The following is a 19,805-nucleotide window of genomic DNA, read 5'->3' on the forward strand; positions in this document are numbered from 1 at the left end:
CCGGCGCCCCCGTCCGTGCCTGCACGGGCACGGCCCCCGGCGCCCCGGGGCCGAAGTGCCCTGGAGCGGCGCGCCCCCGGAGGGCTTGGCTGGTCCCACGGGGGTGTCCGACACACCGGGGAGCCGATCCGATGGTCACCACCCTGCCGGCCCTGACGCCGCTGGAGCAGAGCCTCCTCGTGACGCTCCGCTCCCGGGCGGCGGACGCCCGCTCGCCGCGTCCCGTCCTGGGGGACGCGCTGGCCGACGAGATCGTCCGGGAACTCGGCCCGGACGCCGCCCGGGTGCGCGTCGACGCCAACCTGGTCACCAGCTGCGCGCTGCGCGCCAAGCGGCTCGACGAGATCGCGGCCGACTTCGTGCACCGCCACCCGGACGCCGTCGGGCTGGACCTGGGCGCCGGGCTGGACACCCGGTGGGCGCGGATCGCCCCGCCGCCCACCGTGGACTGGTTCGACGTCGACCTGCCCGCCGTCGTCGCCGTCCGGGACGCCGTCGTGCCCGCCCGCGCGCGGACCCGCACGATCGCCGCGGACGTGCGGGACGGGCACTGGCTGGACGCGGTCCCGGCCGGCCGTCCGGCGGTGGTCGTCGCCGACGGCCTGGTCGGGTTCCTCGACCGGAGCGAGGTGACGACCCTGCTCGACCGGCTCACCGGCCACTTCCCCGCCGGCGAGATCGCCTTCAACAGCTACTCCCGCTTCGCCCTCCGGGCGACCCGGCTCGTGCCCGGCACCAGGGCCGTCTCCGGGCTCCTCCGGTTCCCCGGCATCGACGACCCGCACGAGCTCGAACGCTGGGACCCGCGCCTGCACCTGGTCCGGGAGATCCTGCTCAGCCGGGAGCCCGAGGTCGCCCTGTTCCCGCCGCTGCTGCGCCTCTACCACCGGCTCGCGGCGCACAGCACGGCCTGGTCCCGCCGGGGGACGGTCGTCCTGCACTACCGCTTCCCGCGCTGACCCGTCGTCGCCGCGGCCGGGGCGGCGGGCGCGAGGGCGCGGCCGACGCCGGCCGGGGAGGCGTCGCGTCGCCGCACGCGCGCCGGCCACTCGGCGAGGAGGGCGCGCAGGACCGCCGGCCGCTCGTGGGGCAACGCGTGCCCGGCGTCGTCGACGACGGCGAGCGTGGCGTGCGGGTGGACGTCCAGCAGGTCCACCGCGGCGGCGTACGCGACCGTGGAGTCCAGCCGTCCGGCCACGACCAGCGTCGGGCCCGGGTAGGGCGGCGCACCGTCCGGGGCGAGCTCCCAGCGGGCGCCGATCCGCGGTGCCCCGGGACGTCGCGCACGCCCGGCAGCAGCGGGCGGACCAGCGCGAGGCCCGCGACTGCGCCGGGCGCCGCGCGGCCATCGCCCGGGCGAGGTGGCCGCCCGCCGAGTGCCCGACCAGCAGGTACCGGTCCCCGCCGGTCACCTCGTCGGCGGCGGCGAGCAGCGCGCCGAGGACGTCGTCGGCGCTGCGCAGGGCCGCGGAGCGGGCGTCCGGCCCATCCCGGGCAGGTCGGGGTGGACGCGCCGGAGGCCGGGGACGCCGGCGAGCAGCGGCTCCGAGCACGCCTCGGTCTCGCGGTGGTCGACCTCCGCGCCGTGCAGCACCCGCACGGCCCGCCCGGTCCCGTGCTCCACGCGGTGCACCGCCACCCGGGCAGCCTCCTACCGCGCGGCCACGGCATCCACCGGGACCGGCGCCCCGTCCGGCCGGGCGCGCGCCGGCATCATCGGGCCGTCGCCGGCGGGGTCGAGCACGTCCTCCTCGAACCACGCGTAGCGGCCGGCGAGCACCCGCTGCGCGGCCGCGTACTGGCGGTCGTCGTCGTTGGCCCACAGCTCGCGGAACAGCCGGCCGGCCCGGCGGCGGGCCTGGCCGCAGAACAGGTCGGCCAGCTCGACCGCCTCCTGGCGGCGGTCGGGCCGCTCGCGGGCGAGGGTGTCGGCGTGCACGCAGGCGCAGGCGACGGCGTAGAGCTCGGCACCGATGTCGACGATCCGCCCGAGCAGCCGGCCCTTGCGCTCCAGGCGCCCCTGGTGGCGGGCCATCGCGTAGAAGGTCGAGCGGGCGAGCTTGCGCGCGGAGCGCTCGGCCCAGCGCAGGTGCCCGGCCAGCTCGCCGAACTCGGCGAAGGCGCCGGGACGCCGGCCGGGGCCCGTGGCCAGCGCCGGGAACCACCGGGCGTAGAAGGCGCCCGCCCTCCCGGCGGCCCGCGCCTTGTCGGCCAGGCCGGAGTCGCCGAGCAGGCCGCCCGCGACCTGCAGGTGCTGGTCGACGGCCTCGCGGGCGATGAGCAGGTGCATGATCTCGGTGGAGCCCTCGAAGATCCGGTTGATGCGCATGTCGCGCAGCATCTGCTCGGCCGGCACCGGCTTCTCGCCACGCCGGGCGAGGGACTCGGCGGTCTCGTAGGCGCGGCCGCCGCGGATCTGCACCATCTCGTCGACGGCGGTCCACCCGAGCTCGGAGCCGTAGAGCTTGGCGAGGGCGGCCTCGATGCGGATGTCGTTGCGCTTGTCGTCGGCGAGGCGGCTGGACACCTCGAGCACCGCCTCGAGCCCGAACGCGGTGCCGGCGAGCCACGCGAGCTTCTGCGCGATCGCGTCGTGCTCGCCGATCGGCCGGCCCCACTGCCGGCGCTCGGCCGACCACTCGCGCGCGATCTTCAGGGCGTACCGGGCCTCCGCCAGGCAGAACGCCGGCAGCGACAGGCGGCCGGTGTTCAGCGTGGTGAGCGCGATCCGCAGCCCCCTCCCCTCGCCGCCGATGACGTCGCCCGCGGGGACGAGGACGTCGTCGAAGCGGGTCACCGAGTTCTCGATGCCCCGCAGCCCCATGAACGCGTTGCGGTGCTCGACCGTGACGCCCGGGCGGTCGGTGGGGCAGATGAAGGCGGTGATGCCGCCCCGGTGACCCTCGGACGCGGGGACGACGGCCATCACCACGACGACGTCGGCGATGGCGCCGTTGGTCGCCCACAGCTTGGTGCCGGTGATCCGGTAGCCGGTGCCGTCGTCGGTCGGGACCGCCGTGGTGCTCATCCGGGCGGGGTCGGAGCCGACGTCGGGCTCGGTGAGCAGGAACGCCGACACGGCGTCGCGGGCGAGCCGGGGCAGCCAGGTCCGCTTCTGCTCCTCCGAGCCGAACAGCCGCAGCGGCTCGGGCAGGCCGATCGACTGGTGCGCCGACAGCAGCGTCGAGATCGACGAGTGCCAGGTGCCGGCCAGGGCCAGCGCCCGGTTGTAGTACACCTGGCTCAGCCCCAGTCCCCCGTACTCCTCGGGGATCTTCATGCCGAGGGCGCCGAGCTCCCCGAGGCCCCTGACCACGTCGGCGGGGATCCTCGCCTCCCGCTCGATCCGCTGGGGGTCGACGCGCTCGGTGAGGAAGGCGCGGAGGCGCTCGAGGAACGCCTCCCCCTTCGCCACCGCGGCCGGGTCGAGCTCCGGCTGCGGGTGGACCAGGTCCAGGCGGAGGTTGCCGAGGAACAGCTCCCGGCCGAACGACGGCCGGGTCCACGCGGCCTCGCGGCCGGCCTCGGCGACCTGCTTCGACTGCTCGTACGTGGGGTTCGACGCCATGGGGCAGCATCGCGCCGGTCCCCACGCCGGGACAACGGTCCCCGGCACGAGGACCGGCGCGATGCGGTCAGGCGCCGAGGGCCTCCTCCTGCCCGGACGACGTCCGCAGCGCGTCGGTCAGCAGCGCCACGAGCGCCTCGAGCTGCACGTCCGCCGACGAGGACACCTCCTCGTCGGAGCCGTCCAGCGCCCGGGCGGCGAGGCCCGCCTTGGTGTCGATCAGCTCGGCGATCCGCGCGTCGAGGGTCTGGGCGGCGATGATCCGCCACGCGGTGACCGGCTCGGTCTGGCCGATGCGGTGGCTGCGGTCGATCGCCTGGGTCTGCTCGGCGTCGGTCCACGACAGCTCGGCGAGCACGACGTTGGACGCGACCTGCAGGTTCAGCCCCACGCCCGCCGCGGTCAGCGAGCACACCGCGACGTGGACGTCGGGGTCGGTGACGAACGCGTCGACCTCCCGCTGCCGCGCCGCCGGCGTCTGGTCGCCCCGGATGGAGGAGAACCGCACGCCCTGCCGGGCGAAGGTCTCCTCGGCGGCGTCCATGACGTCGACGTGCTTGGCGAAGAAGACGACCTTGCCGGCGCTGCGGGCCAGCTGGGCGGCGTAGTCGGCGGCCAGCCCGGCCTTCGCCCGGCCGATCCGCCGCATCATGCCGAACACGTTCTCGCCGGTCGTGGTGGTGGCGTCCTTCAGCTCGGACCGGGCCACCCGGCGCACCAGGTCGGCGTCGATCCCCTCGACGACGCCGGAGGTCCGCGCCGCGAGCGCGGTCTCGTACTGCCGCACCATCCGGCGGACCAGCTCCTGCTCGGCCGCCCGGATCGACCGGCCGGCCGCGCCGTCCAGCTCGACCGGGAGGTCGGCGATGCGGCGGGCGGGGATGTCGGCGGCGACGTCGACCTTGCGGCGGCGCACGATCCCCAGGTCGATCACGCACTGCCGGGCGGCGGCGGAGAAGCCGCGGTCCGCGGGCGTCAGGCCGGTGTCCTCGAGCGCGTCCATCAGCTCGCCGAGCGGCTTGGCGTCGTCGATCCAGCCGAGGAACTGCCAGATGGCCCGGAAGTCCTCGATGTCGTTGATCAGCGGGGTGCCGGTGAGGGCCATCAGCAGCGGCCGCACGGTGCGCGACCGGATCCGCTCGGACAGCGCGAGGACGTGCTGCGAGCGCTGCGAGGTCTTGTTCTTGATGAAGTGCGCCTCGTCGACGACCATCCCGCGGAAGCCGAAGTCGCCGAGCCAGCCCACGTGGCGGTCGAGGACCTCGTAGTTGACGACGACGACGTCGGCGAAGCCGTCGACCGTCTCGCCGTCGCCCTGCACCACGGTGGCCGGGCGGTGCGGCGTCCAGCGGCCGGCCTCCCGCGCCCAGTTGGTCTTGACGACGTTGGGCACGACGACGAGCAGCGGGTAGGCGTCCGCCGCCTCCGCGGCGAGCAGCGCCTGCGCGGTCTTGCCCAGGCCGGGCTCGTCGGCGAGCAGGAAGGTCCGGTGCCCGGCCGCGGCCGCGGCGACCAGCTGCCCCTGGTGCGGCATCAGCTCCAGCCCGGCCGGGGTGAAGCGGTCCGTCGGGAAGGGCAGGTCCATGCACGCCGGGGCCCCGCCGCCGGCGCGCTCGAAGGAGGTCAGCAGCGGGCCGAGCAGCTCCCAGCCGGCCAGGCGGCGAGGGCGCGGGGCGCGCGGGGCGGCGGCGGAGAAGTCCGGGGCGAGGAACGGGTTGGCCAGCTGCCGGGAGATGACCGACTGCGGCACGGCGCGGCGCTGGGGGGTGGCGGGCTCGTCCGGGACGTCGGCCGGCGCGGCCTCCTCGACGACCGGCTCGACACCGGCGGCCTTCTGCATCTCGCGCACGAGCGACCGGGCCGCGTCGGAGACGACGGCGTCCTCGCCGAGCAGCGCCAGCAGCCCGGCGTCGCGGACGGCGGTCGTCGCGAGGATGGTCGCCACGCCGTCCAGGCGCTTGAGCTGCTCGCTCCGGCGGCCGTCGCTGAGGCCCGTGTCCGCGCGGACGCGGGCGCGCTCGTCGCGCAGCAGCAGCGCGACGGCCTGGAACCGCGTGCGCACGGAGGGCGTCACGCGCCCGCGCCGGGCGGCCGCCTCCACGTCCCGGACGGTGCGGGCGAGCACCGCGACGACGTCGTCGTCACGGCGGCCCCGCCGCTGGTCGCGCGGGGCGCTGCGGCGAGCGCCTGACTGGCGCTGGCCTGGTCGAGCCAAGGATCCTCCTCTGCAGTGCCGGGCACGGTCGCCGCGGCAGCGTCGCGCACGGTCCCGCGGCCGGAGCGGGGACGCTCCGGACGGGGTCCGGTGCCCCGCGTCGGGCGGGGCGCCCGAGGGCGCCCGGGGACCGCGGACGGCGGCCCGGGAGCCCCGGCCGGCGGGAGGTCGCCGTCGGGCGACCCGCTCCGGTCCCGGGGGCGGGGCCTCCATGGTGTCAACACCCGGGGAGCCGCGCTGTTCCCGGGCCCTCCCCAGCCGGCCGGACGGGACCGGTCGTGGCCGAACCCCTGGTCCGACCGTGACGCAGGTCACACCATGGCGGGATGACGCAGCCGTCCCCCGCGGTGCCCGGGTGGGCCGCCCGCGCGCTGTCCACCGTGTTCGACCCCTGCTGCCGGGAGAAGGGCATCTCCGTCGTCGACATGGGCCTGCTCCGGTCGGTCGACGTCCGCGACGGCCACGTCCGGGTCGAGCTGCTGCTCACCTCGGGCTGGTGCCCGTTCGCCGCCCGGGTGGTCAGCGACGTCGAGACGGCGATCCGGCAGCAACCCGGCGTCGAGACCTGCGAGGTGGAGGTCGTCTGGGACGAGGCCTGGACGACCGACCGGCTCTCCCCCGCGGCCGCCCGCCGGCTGCGGTCCCTTCCCGACCCCGTCGCCGTCCCCGACCGCGACGCCTTCCTCACCGCCCACCGCTCCCGGCCGCTCGGCCCCAGCCCAGGAGGACGACCATGATCGGCGACGCATTCGTGTTCGACGGGGTCGCGCACCCGTTCAACTTCACGGCCAAGAACGCGTTCGGGTCACCGGGGCAGATGTTCGCCAACCACCTGTACGCCTTCCACACGACGCTGACCCCGGACGGCGAGCCGACGCTGTCGGCGGAGGAGTTCCTCCGGGAGTGGACGCCGGCCGACATCCGGCAGATGGTCTACGAGCAGTCGGACACCGACATGCTGGCCGCGATGCCGCTGCCGCTGACCGACCTGTTCCGCGACGGGCTCTCCCCGTGGGAGACGTGCGCGGAACTGGCGATGCGGGACCCGGACCGGACGGTGTTCTGGGGCTCGGTGAACCCGCTCGAGGGACGCCGGGCGCTGGACCTGATGGAGCGCCAGGTCGGCGAGTTCGGCGCCAGGGCGTTCAAGTTCTACAACGTCCGCTACGACTACGGCTCCCCGTTCCCGTGGCGGATGGACGACCCGAGGGTCGCCTTCCCGGTGTTCGAGAAGGCCCAGGAGCTCGGGGTGAACCTCATCGGCGTGCACAAGGGCGTGCCGCTGGGGCCGCAGCCGGTCGAGGCGACCCAGACCTGGGACATGGACGGCGCCGCGGCCGCCTTCCCGGACATCAACTTCGTGATCTTCCACGTCGGGCTGCCGTTCATCGACGAGACCTGCTGGCAGCTGATCCGCTGGCCCAACCTGTACGCCTCGCTGGCGGCGACGATCAACTTCGTCGTCCGGGCGCCGCGGATGTTCGCCGAGATCCTCGGCAAGCTGCTGTTCTGGTGCGGGGAGGACAAGATCGTCTACGGCTCGGAGGCGCCGATCTTCCACCCGCAGTGGGCGCTGCGGGCCTTCATGGACTTCTCCATCCCGCAGGACCTGTGCGAGGGCTACGGCTATCCGCAGCTCACCGACGTCGCCAAGCGGAAGATCCTCGGCGAGAACCTGCTCCGCCTGCACGGGTTCGACGTGGAGGAGACGAAGGCGCGGCTGGGCCGCCCCCAGCAGCACTGATCCCGCGTCGGGGACGGAGGACGATCCGGCCGGCGGCGCCGGCGAGCAGCCGCGGCGGCTCGCCGCGCTCGGGGAGCGCGTGCGCGCGGGGCTCCTTGCCGCCGCCTCGTCCGGTGACCGTCCGTGCCCGGCTCACGGCGGAGTGAGCGACTCGCCCGGGGACCCGGGAGACCACGCCGCGGAACTGGCAGGTGTCGTGCACCCGGCACCGGGACTTCGGCGACAGCGGACGCACGGTCCCCCTGGTGACGCCTGCGCGGACTGTCGATCCTCACGGCCTCAGATCCGAGGAGGTCCCCGTGAACCGCTCCGCGCTCGTGTCGTCGCTCCTCACCGGCGCCCTGCTGCTGGCCGGCTGCTCGGGCGGAGCGGACGGCACGGCCTCTCCGACCACCGGCAGCTCCGCGAGCCCCTCCGTCGAGGCGTCCGCGACCCCGCCGCCGGCACCGGCCGACGCGACCGACGACGGCACCACGACCGACGACGGCACCACCACCACGGACGACGGCACCGCGGACGACGACACCGCGGACGACGACGGCACCGCGGACGACACCACCGCCGCCGACGACGACGGCACCGCCGCGGGGACCTCGGCGCCCCAGGACCCCGGTGACGAGGGCACGGGTGACGAGGGCACGGGTGACGAGGGCACGGGCAACGGGACCGAGGGCCTCCCCGGCTGGCCGATCGAGTCCACCCCGACGCACGGCGCCCTCCTCTGGGCCGCCTACGTCGCCGTCGGAGCACCCGGCGACCCCGCGCTCCAGCAGGTCCTCGCCGACGTCCAGGAACTCTGGCCGGGCGCCGGCCTGGGCGAGCTGGCGTGTGACGAGGGGGCGGCAGAGGCGCTGGGCCGCGACCGGTCGGAGCACGCCGTCGCCGTGTACTTCCCCACCGAGCAGCACGTCACCGAGTTCCGCAGGCGCTGGGAGGCGCCGTTCGTCGGGGCCGTCCGGGTGACCACGCTCTGCGCGGACTGACGGCGGGCGCGCCGGGCGGTGGGCGCCCGGCAGCCGCGGGCCGGGCACGACGTCGAGGTGGCGCCGGGCCCGCACGGCACCTCCCGCACCCACGGGCCGGCGCGCTGCCCGTGGGCTGCGGGGGGTGACCGGGAACCCGTTGGCGGCCGAACCGTTGGTACCCCAACGTCCTACCCTGGCGGGGTGACCACGAGCCAGACGCCGCAGGCTCCCGCCGGGTCCGAGGACCTGCGCGCCCTCGCCTCCGAGGACGTGCTCGCCCTCGACCGGCAGGTGTGCTTCGCGCTCTCGGTGGCCGCGCGCAACGTGGTCGCCGTCTACCGCCCCGTCCTCGAACCGCTGGGCCTGACCCATCCGCAGTACCTGGTGATGCTCGCGCTGTGGCAGCACGGGTCGCTGTCGGTGAAGCGGCTGTCGGGGCTGCTGCAGCTCGACCCCGGCACCCTCTCCCCCCTGCTCAAGCGGCTCGAGACGGCCGGCCTGCTGCGCCGGGAGCGCGATCCCGCGGACCAGCGCAACCTGGCGCTCGCGCTGACCGAGGAGGGGCTAGCGCTGCGTGCCCGGGCCGAGGCGATCCCGGCCGGCGTCGTCGAGCGTCTCGGCATGCCCCTCGAGGAGCTGGTGAGCCTGCACGGGGCCCTCACCCGGGTGATCGCCGCCTCGCAGGAGGCGCTGGCCGCCCGCGATCGAGCGTGAACCGCCCCGACTGTCGGGTCCGACACATGGTCCACCAATGCTTGGTGCCCCACGGGATCCGGGGGACGATGGAGGCGTGGCCGTCACCGAGCAGGAGCACATCACCGACATGACCCAGCCCAGCCCGACGTCCGGCGCGCCGGCCGACCCCGTCGTCCGCCCCGCCCCCCACCGGTGGCTGTGGTACGCCCTCGGCGGCGGACTCCCCCGGCGCAACCGCGGCTGGGTCCTGTTCGACACGACGACGAGCACCTGGTGGGCGCGCCACGTCGTGCGCAGCCTCGTGCAGATGGCGGTCCCCATCGCCCTGGTCATGCTGCTGCTGCCGGCCGGCTGGGGGCTGCGGCTGGCGGCGGCCGGCGGGGGCATCGCGCTGGGGATGGTCTACTCGCTGGCCTACATGGTGGAGGCGACCGAGAACCGCGTGGTCAAGGCCGGCTACCCGGTCGGCACCGCCGCCGCCCACCGCGAGGCCCGGTGGGAGGCGCGCGAGCAGCGCGACCGGCAGCGCCGCCAGGCCGCGGCGGCCCGGCGCGCCGCCCGCTACCGCGACCGGACGGGCCGCTAGGTGCGCAGCCGCCGGGTGCACTGACCGGCGGCTCCGGTCGACGGCGGGTACCGCGGTGCTGGTGCCCGCCCCCTTCCCGGGAGCACACTGCCCTCCGTGGCCTCGGCACCGGCCACGTCGGCCGGGAGCGCACGCCGCCGGCTCCGGGAGGAGCCCCCGCGGCGCAGCCGTCCTCGTGCCCGTCCCGGGGACGTGCGGTGAGCGGCCGGCACCGCGACCCCGCGACCGGGTCCCCACTCCGTCACCGCCGGGAGGACGTCGCCCCGGCACTCGCGGGCGCGGGGCGGACCACACCCGGCACCCTCGCCCACCTGATCGCCGTCCACGGACGCCGGCCGACGGTCGCGGCGATGCTGCTCGTCGCGATGGCCCTCCCCCTGGTCGGGCTGGTGTTCCTGCTGCGCAGCGACTTCGAGGGGCTGCACTGGACCGGGCCGGCGCTGCACTTCTCCGTCTTCCTGACCGTCGGGGCCGTGGCGGCCAGCCTGTCGCTGGTCGCCGGGGAGGCGGCCCGCCGGCGCGGGGACGCCCGCGTCCTGCTCCTGTCCCTGGCGTTCCTCGCGACCAGCGGCTTCATGGCGCTGCACGCCGTCGGCACCCAGCACGTGCTCACCCACGACGCGCTGCCCGGCTTCACCGTCGCCATCACGACCGGTCTGCTCGTCGCCGCCCCCTTCGCCGCGGCGTCGGCGCTGGTGGACGCTCGGCCCCCGGCCGAGGCGTGGGTGGCGCGCCACCGGCGGGCGCTGCGCGGCGCCGTCCTCGGGTCGATCGTCGTCTGGGGGCTGTGGTCGGTGGCCGAGTGGCCGCCGCTGCAGCAGGTGAGCGCCGAGGGCGGGGAGCACGTCGCGCTCACGGCGGCCGCGGCGGTCGGCGCGCTCCTCTACCTGCTGGCGGCGGTCCGCCTCTGGTGGGTCAACCGGAGCCACTTCGGGCTGCTGCTCTTCAGCGTCGTGGCCTGCTACGGCCTGCTCGCGGAGGCCCTGGTGGGCGTGGCGCTGGCCGGCGAGCGCAAGTGGCACCCCGCCTGGTGGGTGTGGCACGCGCTGATCGTCATCGCCTACCTCCTGGTCTTCGCCGCCGCGCGGCGCGAGTGGCGCGACGAGCGCTTCCGCACCCTCTACCTGCCGACGACGCGCGAGCACCGCGGCGAGGTGTCCGTCCTGGTCGGTGACCTGGCGGGCTTCACCACCTTCACCGCCCGGCGCGACGCGGTGGAGGTCGCGGCCATGCTGCGGGCCTACTACGAGCGGGCCGCGCCGCTGATCTCCCGGAGGTTCGGCGGCGAGGTGGAGAAGTTCGCCGGCGACGGCGTGTTCGCCACGTTCAACCGCGCCGGGGACCAGCCCGACCACGCGCTGCGCGCGGTGGAGGCGGCCGCGGTGCTGCAGGCGGAGGTGGCGCGGATCCGCGCCGAGCACCCCGACTGGCCGGGGCTGCGGATCGGCGTCGAGAGCGGCCCGGTCGTGTTCAGCGAGATGGGTGGCAGCGGCTACCTGGTCTACCCCGCCGTCGGGGACACCGTGAACGTCGCGGCCCGGCTGCAGCAGCACGCCCCGGTCGGCGGCGTCCTGGTCGGCACCGGGACGCGCGACCAGCTGCCGGGCGCGGTCGACCTCGTGCCGGTGACGGGACTGCAGCTCAAGGGCAGGGACGCGGCGGTGGACGCCTACCTCGTGCAGCTCCCCCTGCGGACCTCCGCCGTCCCGGCCCCACGGCCCGGCGGCAGGCGCGGCGCCTCCTCGGCCCGGTCCGCGCGCTGACCGGCCCGGACGGGCGGCCCGCCCGGCGTGGTCGAACCCGGTGCGGGACGGGGCGGCCCGCTGGCACGGTGCCTCCTGCACGGGGGGAGGCGCAGGCGACGTGGCCGCGGCGAGAGGAGCCGACATGGGCACGAGGGAGGTGGCGCCCCGGGCGGCGCACGCGCTGGCGACGCTCCTCGGCGCCGACGGGTTGCCCGTCCGGCTGCGGGCCTGGGACGGCAGCGAGACCGGCCCGGCGGGCGCACCGGTGGTCGTCGTCCGCTCGCGGCGGGCGTTCCGCCGGGTCCTGTGGTCGCCGGTCCAGCTCGGCCTGGCCCGCGCCTACGTCGCCGGCGACATCGACGTCCCCGGCGACGTGTTCGCCACCCTCACCGCGCTGGGCGTGCTCGCGACGTGGGGACAGGGGGAACCGGCCCCGCCGCTGCGCCCGTCCGCGCGCTGGGCGCTGCTGCGCACCGCCGCCCGGCTGGGCGCCGTCGGGCCGCCGCCGGCCCCGCCGGCGGAGGAGGCCCGCGTCGGCGGGACCGGGCTCCGCCACTCCCGCGGCCGGGACGCCGCCGCGATCGCCCACCACTACGACGTCGGCAACGACTTCTACGCCCTCGTCCTCGGGCCCACGCTGGTCTACTCGTGCGCGGTGTGGACCGACGAGCGCACCGGCCTCGACGCCGCCCAGGAGGCCAAGCTCGACCTGGTCTGCCGCAAGCTCGGGCTCCGGCCCGGGATGCGCGTGCTCGACGTGGGCTGCGGGTGGGGCGGCCTGGCGTTGCACGCCGCGCGCCGGTACGGCGCCGACGTCGTCGGGGTCACGCTGTCCGCCCAGCAGGCCGCCCTGGCGCGCGAGCGGGTCGCGGAGGCGGGCCTGGCCGGCCGGGTCGAGGTGCGGGTGCAGGACTACCGCGAGGTCACCGACGGGCCGTTCGACGCGATCGCCTCGATCGGGATGGCCGAGCACGTCGGCCGGCAGCAGATGCCCGGGTACGCCGCGCACCTGCGCGACCTGCTGCGCCCCGGCGGCCGGCTGCTCAACCACGCCATCGCATGGCGCGACGGGCGGTGGCGGCCGGACCCGGACTCGTTCATCGCCCGCTACGTCTTCCCCGACGGGGAGCTGCTGGGCCTGGCGGAGACCGTCGGCGCGCTGGAGGACGCCGGCCTGGAGGTGCTCGACGTGGAGGCGCTGCGCCGGCACTACGCCCTGACCCTGCGCGCCTGGGTCGCCCGGCTGGAGCGGCACTGGGACGAGGCGGTGGCCGCCGCCGGCGAAGGGCGCGCCCGGGTGTGGCGGCTGTACATGGCGGCGTGTGCCCTGGCGTTCGAGGCGGGGACCATGGGCGTCGACCAGGTGCTCGCCCAGCGGCCCGGCGGCGCGCCGCCCCCGCTGCGGCGCACCGCGTGGGTGTGAGCCTCAGGCGACGTCCTGCGCCGGCGCCCCCGGACCCGGCTCGGCGAGGATCCAGCCGGTGCGCCCGTGCAGCGGCGGGGTCTTGGTGCCGTCGGTGAACCAGACGACGACGCCGCCGTGCGCCCGGCAGCGCGAGCGCACCACCCGGACCCGGCCCCCGCGGGCGGTCTTGACCGGCCGGACGAGCGGGAGTCCGAAGTCGGTGCCGATGACGTCGCCGGTCAGGACCGGCTCCCCGGCGGACAGGCGGGACGTCGGGACGGTGGTCATCAGTGCCTCCGGGATGTGCTTCGAACGTGTGTTCGATGGTGCACCCGAGGGGTGACGTCGCGCCACCGGGTCCTCAGTCGGGCCGGATCCCGTTCCGCGTGACCCGGATCGTCGACGCGCTGCGGGTGCGCCGGGTGGGCACGACCTCGCCGAGCTCGGCCAGCCGCTCGACCGCGGCGTCCTTGTCGACCTGCGTGCGCATCCCGCCGCCGGACCACTCGCAGTGCAGGTCGCCGGCCGGCCCGGAGCGGCCCCGCAGCCGCTCGCGGGCGAACTCCTTGTGGCGCCGCGCCTCGTTCTCCGCCGCCCGCCAGGCGTCGTAGTCGTGGACGGCCTCCACGTAGTCGGCGTCGGTGACCGTCAGCCGGGACTGGCGGGACACCTCGCCCTCCGTCTCGGGGTCCACCGGCGGCCCCCAGCACAGGTCGAGGAACGGGCACCAGTCGCACATCCCGTCCACGCCGGGCCCGAACCCGTCGCGCGGGACGGCGTCGACGCCGTCCTCCTCCACGGTGGCGTAGACGTCGGTCAACCACATGAGCGCCTCGGCGGTCAGCGCCGGGTCGTGGTCGGCCTCGAAGACGACGTCCTCGCCGGAGTCGCGGGACAGGTAGCGGATCCGCAGGCCCTCGACGTCCTGCCCGTCCCCCGACGGCAGCCGCCGGTCGGCGGTCTGCCCGGTGCGCAACAGCCACCCGTAGAGGGCCACCTGGAACCAGTGCCGGACCGGCACGCCGCGGGTGAGGACCCGCTCGAAGCCGAACCGCGACGTCGTCTTGAGGTCCTCCACCACCGGCTCGTGCCACCAGTCGCAGCGGCCCTTGACCTGCTCGCCCCGCAGGCCCACCTCGGTCAGCCCGCCGTACTGGCGGCGCAGCGCCCGGAGCACCCCGCGGTGCAGCTCGGTGCCGATGAAGGCCTGCAGCCCGGCGCGGGCGTTGGTGGGGCGGCGGCGGGCGATCCGGTAGGCCGCCCGGCGGCGGCACTCGCCGACCTCGGAGGCGCCGATCATCCGCTGCCGGGAGCGGGCCCGGCGGCTGTCGAGGTCCCGGACCGCCGCGGCCAGGCTGGGCGCGGCCCGCCGCTCGGCGGCGCTGGGGCGCGCGGGCAGCACGGCGGTCACCGTCCCGCCTCCCGGAGGAGGCGGCGGAGCGGGGCCGGGTGGACCGGCCCCGCTCCGTCCCGCGGCTCAGGCGACGTCCGCACGACCGTCGTCGCCGTCCCGGCGCTCGGCGATGACCGCGCGCACCAGTGCGGTCAGCCGCTTGGTGGCCACGTGCTCGACGGACCGGCCGAACCGGGCGCCGATCTGCTCGTCGGTCACGCCCAGGCTCTCCAGGCTGGCCAGCACGCCCCGGCGGGCCGCGGTGTTCCGCCGCTCCCGCGGGTCGTCCGGGGTCGGCGAGGACTCCAGCAGCGGGTTCGCCGGCGCGGCCTCCTCGGCGTCGGGCCGGGGCGCCGAGACGGCGGCCTGCGCGGCCGCCGCCGCGGCCTGGGCGGCCTGCAGCACCGCGGCGGGCGTCTGCGGGACCGACGGGTCGCCGGCCGCGACCCGGCGTCGGCCGGCGGGGTGGGCCTCCACCGACGCCTCGACCAGCTGCTCGTGCCGGGCGCGGATCAGCTCCGCGACCGTGTACGAGCCGCCGGCGGTGGGGACGTCGGCCTGCAGCAGGCCGTTGCGGTTGGCCTCGGTCCAGACCGCGCGCAGCTCGTCGTCGTCGCGGGCGTCGTCGATCCGCGCGACCAGGTCGGCGGCGTCCGGCTCGCCCCGCCCGCCGGCCCGGGCGGCCGGGCGGGCCTGCTGCGCCTCCTCGGTGCGCTCGTGGTCGAGCAGCCCGCCGCCGTGGAAGGAGACGAGGTCGCGCACGTGCGCGGTGCCCGGGTCGCACTTGAGCGCGTCGAACACCAGCCACTCCAGCAGCCGGCCGGAGGCCTTCGGGTCGGTGACCTCGCGGGCCGGGTCGTCGTTGGGCTTGATGCCCACGTGCACGCTGCGCGCGCCGACGATCAGCGGCCGGCGGCCGCGGCGCAGCCGCATCCACACGCTCGCCGCGTACGGGAACTCCCGGTGGGTCTGCACCGACCAGGTCTTCTGCCCCTCGATCGGGCGGCCGTTGCTGTCGACCTCGGTGACCTCCTTGCCGCGGGCGGTCACGACGACGATCCCCGGGAAGGTGAGCAGCTCGGTCTGCAGCTTGCGCCAGCGGGCGCCGGCGTCGTTCCACAGGTTCTGGCTGATGGTCACCTCGGCGTTGGGGTCGCGCTTGAGCAGCTCGCGGTTGCGGGCGGACTTCGCGGCGCGCTCGCTGGCCCAGTCCTTGAGGCCGTCCCAGATCGCCGAGCCGGTGTCGATGCCGAGCACGACCGGGGGCTCGCCGGCGTCGGAGGCGCGGCGGGCCTCGGCCTTGACCGCCTGGACGGCCGCCAGCACCGCGGCGTAGGAGCCGTCGTGCTCGATGAGCTGGTACCTCGCACCGGGGATCGCGCCGTACTCGTCACCGGCGCCCTCGTTGAGGTCGATCCAGTAGAGCGCGCCGATCCGGTCACTGCTGCTGAACTGGGCCAGCGCCCAGCTCTTTCCTGCCTTCTCCTCGCCCTCGAGGAGGATGCACGGCCACGGCACGCGGCCGGTGGGCTTGCGGGTCTTGAGGCCAGGGACGGCCATGTCGGACTCCTTGATGACACGGGGAAGATGTCGATCCCGAACCTACGGAGGGGTACCGACAAAACGGCGTGTCGACTTGACACCCCGTCCCGGGAACCGCGTCAGTCCTGGTCCGGGCCGTCGTCGGAGGACACCCGGCCGCGCAGCCGGTGGGCGAGGGCGGTGTGCCGGCGCCCGGAGCCGGCGGCCCGCACGGCCTGGGCCAGCGCCCGGGGCGAGCCGACCAGCACGACGAGCTGCTTGGCCCGGGTGACCGCGGTGTAGAGCAGGTTGCGCTGCAGCATCATCCAGGCGCTGGTGGTCAGCGGGACGACGACGCACGGGTACTCGCTGCCCTGCGAGCGGTGCACGGTGACCGCGTAGGCGTGCACCAGCTCGTCGAGCTCGGCGAAGTCGTACTCGATCGCCTCGTCCTCGTCGGTGACCACGGTGACCTTCTGGTCCACCGGGTCGATCGCGGTGACGACGCCCTGGGTGCCGTTGAAGACGCCGTTGCGGCCCTTGTCGTAGTCGTTGCGGACCTGGGTGACCTTGTCCCCCACGCGGAATACCCGCCCGCCGAAACGCTTCTCCGCGCGGTCGGGCCGCGCCGGGGTGAGCGCCTCCTGCAGCAGCTCGTTGAGCCCGGCGGCCCCGGCGGGGCCGCGGTGCACCGGGGTGAGCACCTGGACGTCGCGGCGCGGGTCGAGGCCGAACCGGGCCGGGATCCGCCGGGTGACGACGTCCACGGTGAGCCGGGCGGCCTCCTCGGCGTCGTCGGTGGGGAACAGGAAGAAGTCGTCGAGGCCCTGCACCTGCGGCGGGGTGCCGGCGTTGATCCGGTGGGCGTTGGTCACCACGCCGGACCGGCTGGCCTGCCGGAAGACCTGCGTCAGGCGCACGTGCGGCACCGGGGTGCCCTCGGCGAGCAGGTCGCGCAGCACCTCGCCGGCGCCGACCGACGGCAGCTGGTCGACGTCGCCGACCAGGAGCAGGTGCGCGCCCGGCGGGACCGCCCGCACCAGCTTGTTGGCCAGCAGCAGGTCCAGCATCGAGGACTCGTCGACGACGACCAGGTCGGCGTCGAGCGGCCGGTCCCGGTCGTAGGCGGCGTCGCCGCCGGGGCGCAGCTCCAGCAGCCGGTGGACGGTCACCGCCTCGACCCCGGTCAGCTCGGTGAGCCGCTTCGCCGCCCGGCCGGTCGGTGCCGCCAGCACGATCCGCGCGCCCTTGGCCTTCGCGAGGGTGACGATCGAGCGCACCGTGAAGCTCTTGCCGCAGCCGGGTCCGCCGGTGAGGACGGCGAGCCGCTCGGTCAGGGCCAGCCGGACGGCGTCCCGCTGGCCGGGCGCGAGCTCGACGCCGGTGCGCCGGTGCAGCCAGGCCAGCGCGGCGTCCCAGTCGACGGTGGCGAAGGCCGGCATGCGGTCCTCGGCCGCGGTGGCCAGCCTCCGCAGCCCGGCGGCGAGGGAGACCTCGGCCCGGTGGAAGGGGACGAGGTAGTGGGCCACGGTGGGCGGGGCGCCGTGCGCGCCGGGCAGCTCGTCGCGGATCAGTCCCTGGTCCGCGACCAGCAGGGCCAGGCAGTGGCGCACCAGGTCGGCGGGGACCTGCAGCATCTCGACCGCGCGGGCCATGAGTTCCGGCTCGGGGAGGAAGCAGTGGCCCTGCCCGGTCGCCTCCGAGAGCACGAACTGCAGGCCCGCCTCCACCCGCTGGGTGCTGTCGTGCGGGATGCCGACCGCGGCGGCGATCGTGTCGGCCGTCTTGAAGCCGATGCCCCAGACCTCGGCGGCCAGGCGGTAGGGCTCCGTGCGGACGACGCCGATCGAGGCGCCGCCGTACTGCTTGTAGATGCGCACGGCGAGCGAGGTGGAGACCCCGACGCCCTGCAGGAAGACCATCACCTCCTTGATGGCCCGCTGCTCCTCCCAGGCCTCGGTGATCAGCCGGGTGCGCTTGGGGCCGAGCTTGGGCACCTCGGCCAGCCGGGCCGGCTGCTCCTCGATCACCCGCAGCGCGTCGGCCCCGAAGTGGTCGACGATCTGCGCCGCCAGGCGCGGGCCGATCCCCTTGACCAGCCCCGAGCCGAGGTAGCGCCGGATGCCCTGCACCGTGGCCGGCAGCACGGTCGTGTAGTCCTCGACCTGGAACTGGCGGCCGTACTGGGGGTGCGCGCCCCAGCGACCGCGCAGCTGCAGCGTCTCCCCCGGCTGGGCGCCGAGCAACGAGCCCACCACGGTGACCAGGTCACCTCCGCGCCCGGTGTCGACCCGGGCCACGGTGTAGCCGGTCTGGGCGTTCGCGAACGTGATCCGCTCCAGCGTCGCCTCCAGGACCGCCCCCGTCCGCGCCTCTGCCACTCGCCGTCCCCTCGCTGCTCCGCCGTCCCCCCCGATCGTCACACCACCCGATGACGAAATCCGCGGAGCGCACGGAACTGTCGGACGGTGCTCGTAACCTCCGGACGCTCACCTGAGCGATGCACTGACAACACGGAGGACCGGATCATGGCCGGCGACACTGTCATCACCGTCATCGGCAACCTGACCAGCGACCCCGAGCTGCGTTTCACGCCCTCGGGAGCGGCGGTTGCCGACTTCACCATCGCCTCGACCCCCCGCACCCTGGACCGCCAGACCCAGGAGTGGAAGGACGGCGACGCGCTCTTCCTGCGCTGCAGCTGCTGGCGCCAGATGGCCGAGAACGTCGCGGGGTCGCTGACCCGCGGCTCCCGGGTCATGGCGCAGGGGCGCCTCAAGCAGCGGTCCTTCGAGACCAAGGAGGGCGAGAAGCGCACCGTCATCGAGCTCGAGGTCGACGAGATCGGCCCGTCGCTGCGGTACGCGACGGCGACCGTCGCCAAGGTCGCCCGCTCCGGGGACGGTCCCGGTGGCGGACAGGGTCCCCGGGAGGTCCGCAACGGTGCCGGCCGGGGCAGCTCGCCCGATCCCTGGGCCGCGGCGCCGGTCGGCGGCTTCGCCGAGGAGGAGCCGCCGTTCTGACCGGGACGGTGCCGGCTCCGCGGTCCCTGACCCCGGGGCCGGCACCGTCCCGGCGCCCGGCTCGCCCGGGCCCGCTCCCTCGAGCGCGGGCCCGGGCGGGCTCCGTCGACCACGTGCGGCTGTGATCCCGTCGGAGCGCCGACCGACACGGCCCGCACGGGGACCCGGCGCGCCGGGCACCGCCTAGCCTCGGACCCGTGGCGTTCACCGTTCCCGACGCCCACCTCCTCGCCCTGGCCGCCCACGAGGGGCAGACCGACGAGCACGGCCGGGACCTCTACCTGGCGCGTCTGCGACCGATCGCCGAGTCGCTGCGGCCGTACGGGCCGGAGGCGGAGATGGCCGGCGTGCTGCAGGACGTCGCCCGGACGACCGCGGACCATCCCGATCCCGCCCGCCGCTACGACCTGCCCCGGCTGCTCGCCCTGGGTGTCCCGGCGGTCGTCGTCGAGGCGATCGACGCCGTGACGCCGCGTCCGGGCGAGCCCTACATCGCCGGCCTCATCCGGCGGTGTGCGGCGCACCCGCTCGGCCGCCTGGTCAAGCTGGCCGAGAACCAGCACCTGCTCGCGGCCGCCGCCCAGCAGGCAGCCACCGACCCGGCCCGGGCGCGCAGCCTGCGGGAGGGCCGGTACCGGCCTGCGCGGCGGATCCTGCTCGCGGCCGAGGCCGCGGACCCCGTCCACGGCCGGCGCGTCCTCGTGTGAGGACATCGGCGAGGATTTCGTCAGGACGCAGCAGCGAAGCCACTGCAGCCACGCGGTCCTGCCCCGCGCTCTTCTGAGGAATGCCGGAAGGGCCCCGCACCGGGTGGTGCGGGGCCCTTCCTGAATGGTTGTCCGGCGGCGTCCTACTCTCCCACCCCGTCTCCGGGGCAGTACCATCGGCGCTGAGAGGCTTAGCTTCCGGGTTCGGAATGGATCCGGGCGTTTCCCTCTCGCCAT

At 75.8% G+C, this 19,805-nt stretch carries 18 protein-coding genes and 1 rRNA gene; 10 read left to right on the plus strand and 9 right to left on the minus strand.

Annotated elements, in window-relative coordinates:
• Window positions 1-131: 131 nt before the first annotated feature.
• The gene (locus tag ACI79Z_RS20255; protein WP_387989420.1) at window positions 132-959 is read left to right on the plus strand and encodes a class I SAM-dependent methyltransferase; all 828 of its coding nucleotides are present in this window, start codon (window positions 132-134) and stop codon (window positions 957-959) included.
• Here the strand turns inward: ACI79Z_RS20255 and ACI79Z_RS20260 are convergent.
• The 4 genes from ACI79Z_RS20260 to ACI79Z_RS20275 all read right to left on the minus strand — a co-directional run bounded on the left by ACI79Z_RS20260 (window position 941) and on the right by ACI79Z_RS20275 (window position 5,783).
• Window positions 941-1,198, minus strand: coding sequence for an alpha/beta fold hydrolase (locus tag ACI79Z_RS20260; protein ID WP_456903632.1), 258 nt, complete (start codon window positions 1,196-1,198; stop codon window positions 941-943). The genes ACI79Z_RS20255 and ACI79Z_RS20260 overlap by 19 nt on opposite strands.
• 210 nt (window positions 1,199-1,408) lie before the next feature.
• Window positions 1,409-1,639 (minus strand): hypothetical protein, encoded by a 231-nt coding sequence (locus ACI79Z_RS20265; RefSeq protein ID WP_456903633.1) that lies wholly within the window; start codon window positions 1,637-1,639, stop codon window positions 1,409-1,411.
• A 12-nt stretch (window positions 1,640-1,651) separates the two neighbouring features.
• Entirely contained in the window at window positions 1,652-3,568 is a 1,917-nt protein-coding gene (locus ACI79Z_RS20270) for an acyl-CoA dehydrogenase family protein (protein ID WP_456903634.1), read from the minus strand.
• 67 nt (window positions 3,569-3,635) lie between these two features.
• Window positions 3,636-5,783 carry a DEAD/DEAH box helicase gene (locus tag ACI79Z_RS20275; protein ID WP_456903635.1) on the minus strand — a complete coding sequence of 716 codons (2,148 nt, stop codon included), beginning with the start codon at window positions 5,781-5,783 and terminating at the stop codon, window positions 3,636-3,638.
• Between the two features lie 326 nt (window positions 5,784-6,109).
• On the opposite strand from ACI79Z_RS20275, the gene ACI79Z_RS20280 reads away from it, so the two are divergent.
• The 7 genes from ACI79Z_RS20280 (at window position 6,110) to ACI79Z_RS20310 (ending at window position 12,942) form a co-directional block, all read left to right on the plus strand.
• Window positions 6,110-6,520, plus strand: a complete 411-nt coding sequence (locus ACI79Z_RS20280; protein WP_387989393.1) for a metal-sulfur cluster assembly factor — start codon at window positions 6,110-6,112, stop codon at window positions 6,518-6,520.
• Entirely contained in the window at window positions 6,517-7,527 is a 1,011-nt protein-coding gene (locus tag ACI79Z_RS20285) for an amidohydrolase family protein (protein ID WP_387989390.1), read from the plus strand. The genes ACI79Z_RS20280 and ACI79Z_RS20285 overlap by 4 nt, the downstream gene beginning before the upstream one ends.
• Before the next feature lie 299 nt (window positions 7,528-7,826).
• Window positions 7,827-8,510: a hypothetical protein gene (locus ACI79Z_RS20290; protein WP_456903636.1), complete on the plus strand. Its 684-nt coding sequence runs from the start codon at window positions 7,827-7,829 to the stop codon at window positions 8,508-8,510.
• Window positions 8,511-8,693: 183 nt separating this feature from the next.
• Window positions 8,694-9,206 carry a MarR family winged helix-turn-helix transcriptional regulator gene (locus ACI79Z_RS20295; protein WP_456903637.1) on the plus strand — a complete coding sequence of 171 codons (513 nt, stop codon included), beginning with the start codon at window positions 8,694-8,696 and terminating at the stop codon, window positions 9,204-9,206.
• Between the two features lie 76 nt (window positions 9,207-9,282).
• On the plus strand, window positions 9,283-9,774 hold the full coding sequence (locus ACI79Z_RS20300) for a DUF5313 family protein (protein WP_456903638.1): 492 nt from the start codon (window positions 9,283-9,285) through the stop codon (window positions 9,772-9,774).
• A gap of 350 nt (window positions 9,775-10,124) precedes the next feature.
• Window positions 10,125-11,537, plus strand: a complete 1,413-nt coding sequence (locus tag ACI79Z_RS20305; RefSeq protein ID WP_456903639.1) for an adenylate/guanylate cyclase domain-containing protein — start codon at window positions 10,125-10,127, stop codon at window positions 11,535-11,537.
• A gap of 124 nt (window positions 11,538-11,661) precedes the next feature.
• The gene (locus ACI79Z_RS20310) at window positions 11,662-12,942 is read left to right on the plus strand and encodes a class I SAM-dependent methyltransferase (RefSeq protein WP_387989377.1); all 1,281 of its coding nucleotides are present in this window, start codon (window positions 11,662-11,664) and stop codon (window positions 12,940-12,942) included.
• A 3-nt stretch (window positions 12,943-12,945) separates the two neighbouring features.
• On the opposite strand, the gene ACI79Z_RS20315 is transcribed toward ACI79Z_RS20310, so the two are convergent.
• The 4 genes from ACI79Z_RS20315 to recD2 all read right to left on the minus strand — a co-directional run bounded on the left by ACI79Z_RS20315 (window position 12,946) and on the right by recD2 (window position 18,219).
• A complete protein-coding gene (locus tag ACI79Z_RS20315) occupies window positions 12,946-13,212 on the minus strand; it encodes a hypothetical protein (RefSeq protein WP_456903640.1) in 267 nt (88 codons plus the stop codon).
• Between the two features lie 73 nt (window positions 13,213-13,285).
• Window positions 13,286-14,335 carry a PD-(D/E)XK nuclease family protein gene (locus ACI79Z_RS20320; RefSeq protein ID WP_387989371.1) on the minus strand — a complete coding sequence of 350 codons (1,050 nt, stop codon included), beginning with the start codon at window positions 14,333-14,335 and terminating at the stop codon, window positions 13,286-13,288.
• A gap of 66 nt (window positions 14,336-14,401) precedes the next feature.
• Window positions 14,402-15,877, minus strand: coding sequence for a hypothetical protein (locus ACI79Z_RS20325; protein WP_387989368.1), 1,476 nt, complete (start codon window positions 15,875-15,877; stop codon window positions 14,402-14,404).
• A gap of 101 nt (window positions 15,878-15,978) precedes the next feature.
• Window positions 15,979-18,219 (minus strand): SF1B family DNA helicase RecD2, encoded by a 2,241-nt coding sequence (recD2, locus tag ACI79Z_RS20330; RefSeq protein WP_387989365.1) that lies wholly within the window; start codon window positions 18,217-18,219, stop codon window positions 15,979-15,981.
• A 147-nt stretch (window positions 18,220-18,366) separates the two neighbouring features.
• Here recD2 and ACI79Z_RS20335 point away from each other — a divergent pair, with 147 nt between their 5' ends.
• Window positions 18,367-18,861, plus strand: coding sequence for a single-stranded DNA-binding protein (locus ACI79Z_RS20335; protein ID WP_456903641.1), 495 nt, complete (start codon window positions 18,367-18,369; stop codon window positions 18,859-18,861).
• Window positions 18,862-19,058: 197 nt separating this feature from the next.
• Window positions 19,059-19,568: a phosphohydrolase gene (locus tag ACI79Z_RS20340; protein ID WP_456903642.1), complete on the plus strand. Its 510-nt coding sequence runs from the start codon at window positions 19,059-19,061 to the stop codon at window positions 19,566-19,568.
• Window positions 19,569-19,698: 130 nt separating this feature from the next.
• Here the strand turns inward: ACI79Z_RS20340 and rrf are convergent.
• Window positions 19,699-19,805: ribosomal RNA gene (gene rrf / locus ACI79Z_RS20345) — 5S ribosomal RNA — on the minus strand; the annotation flags it as partial.

Source organism: Geodermatophilus sp. SYSU D00663 (assembly GCF_054050655.1).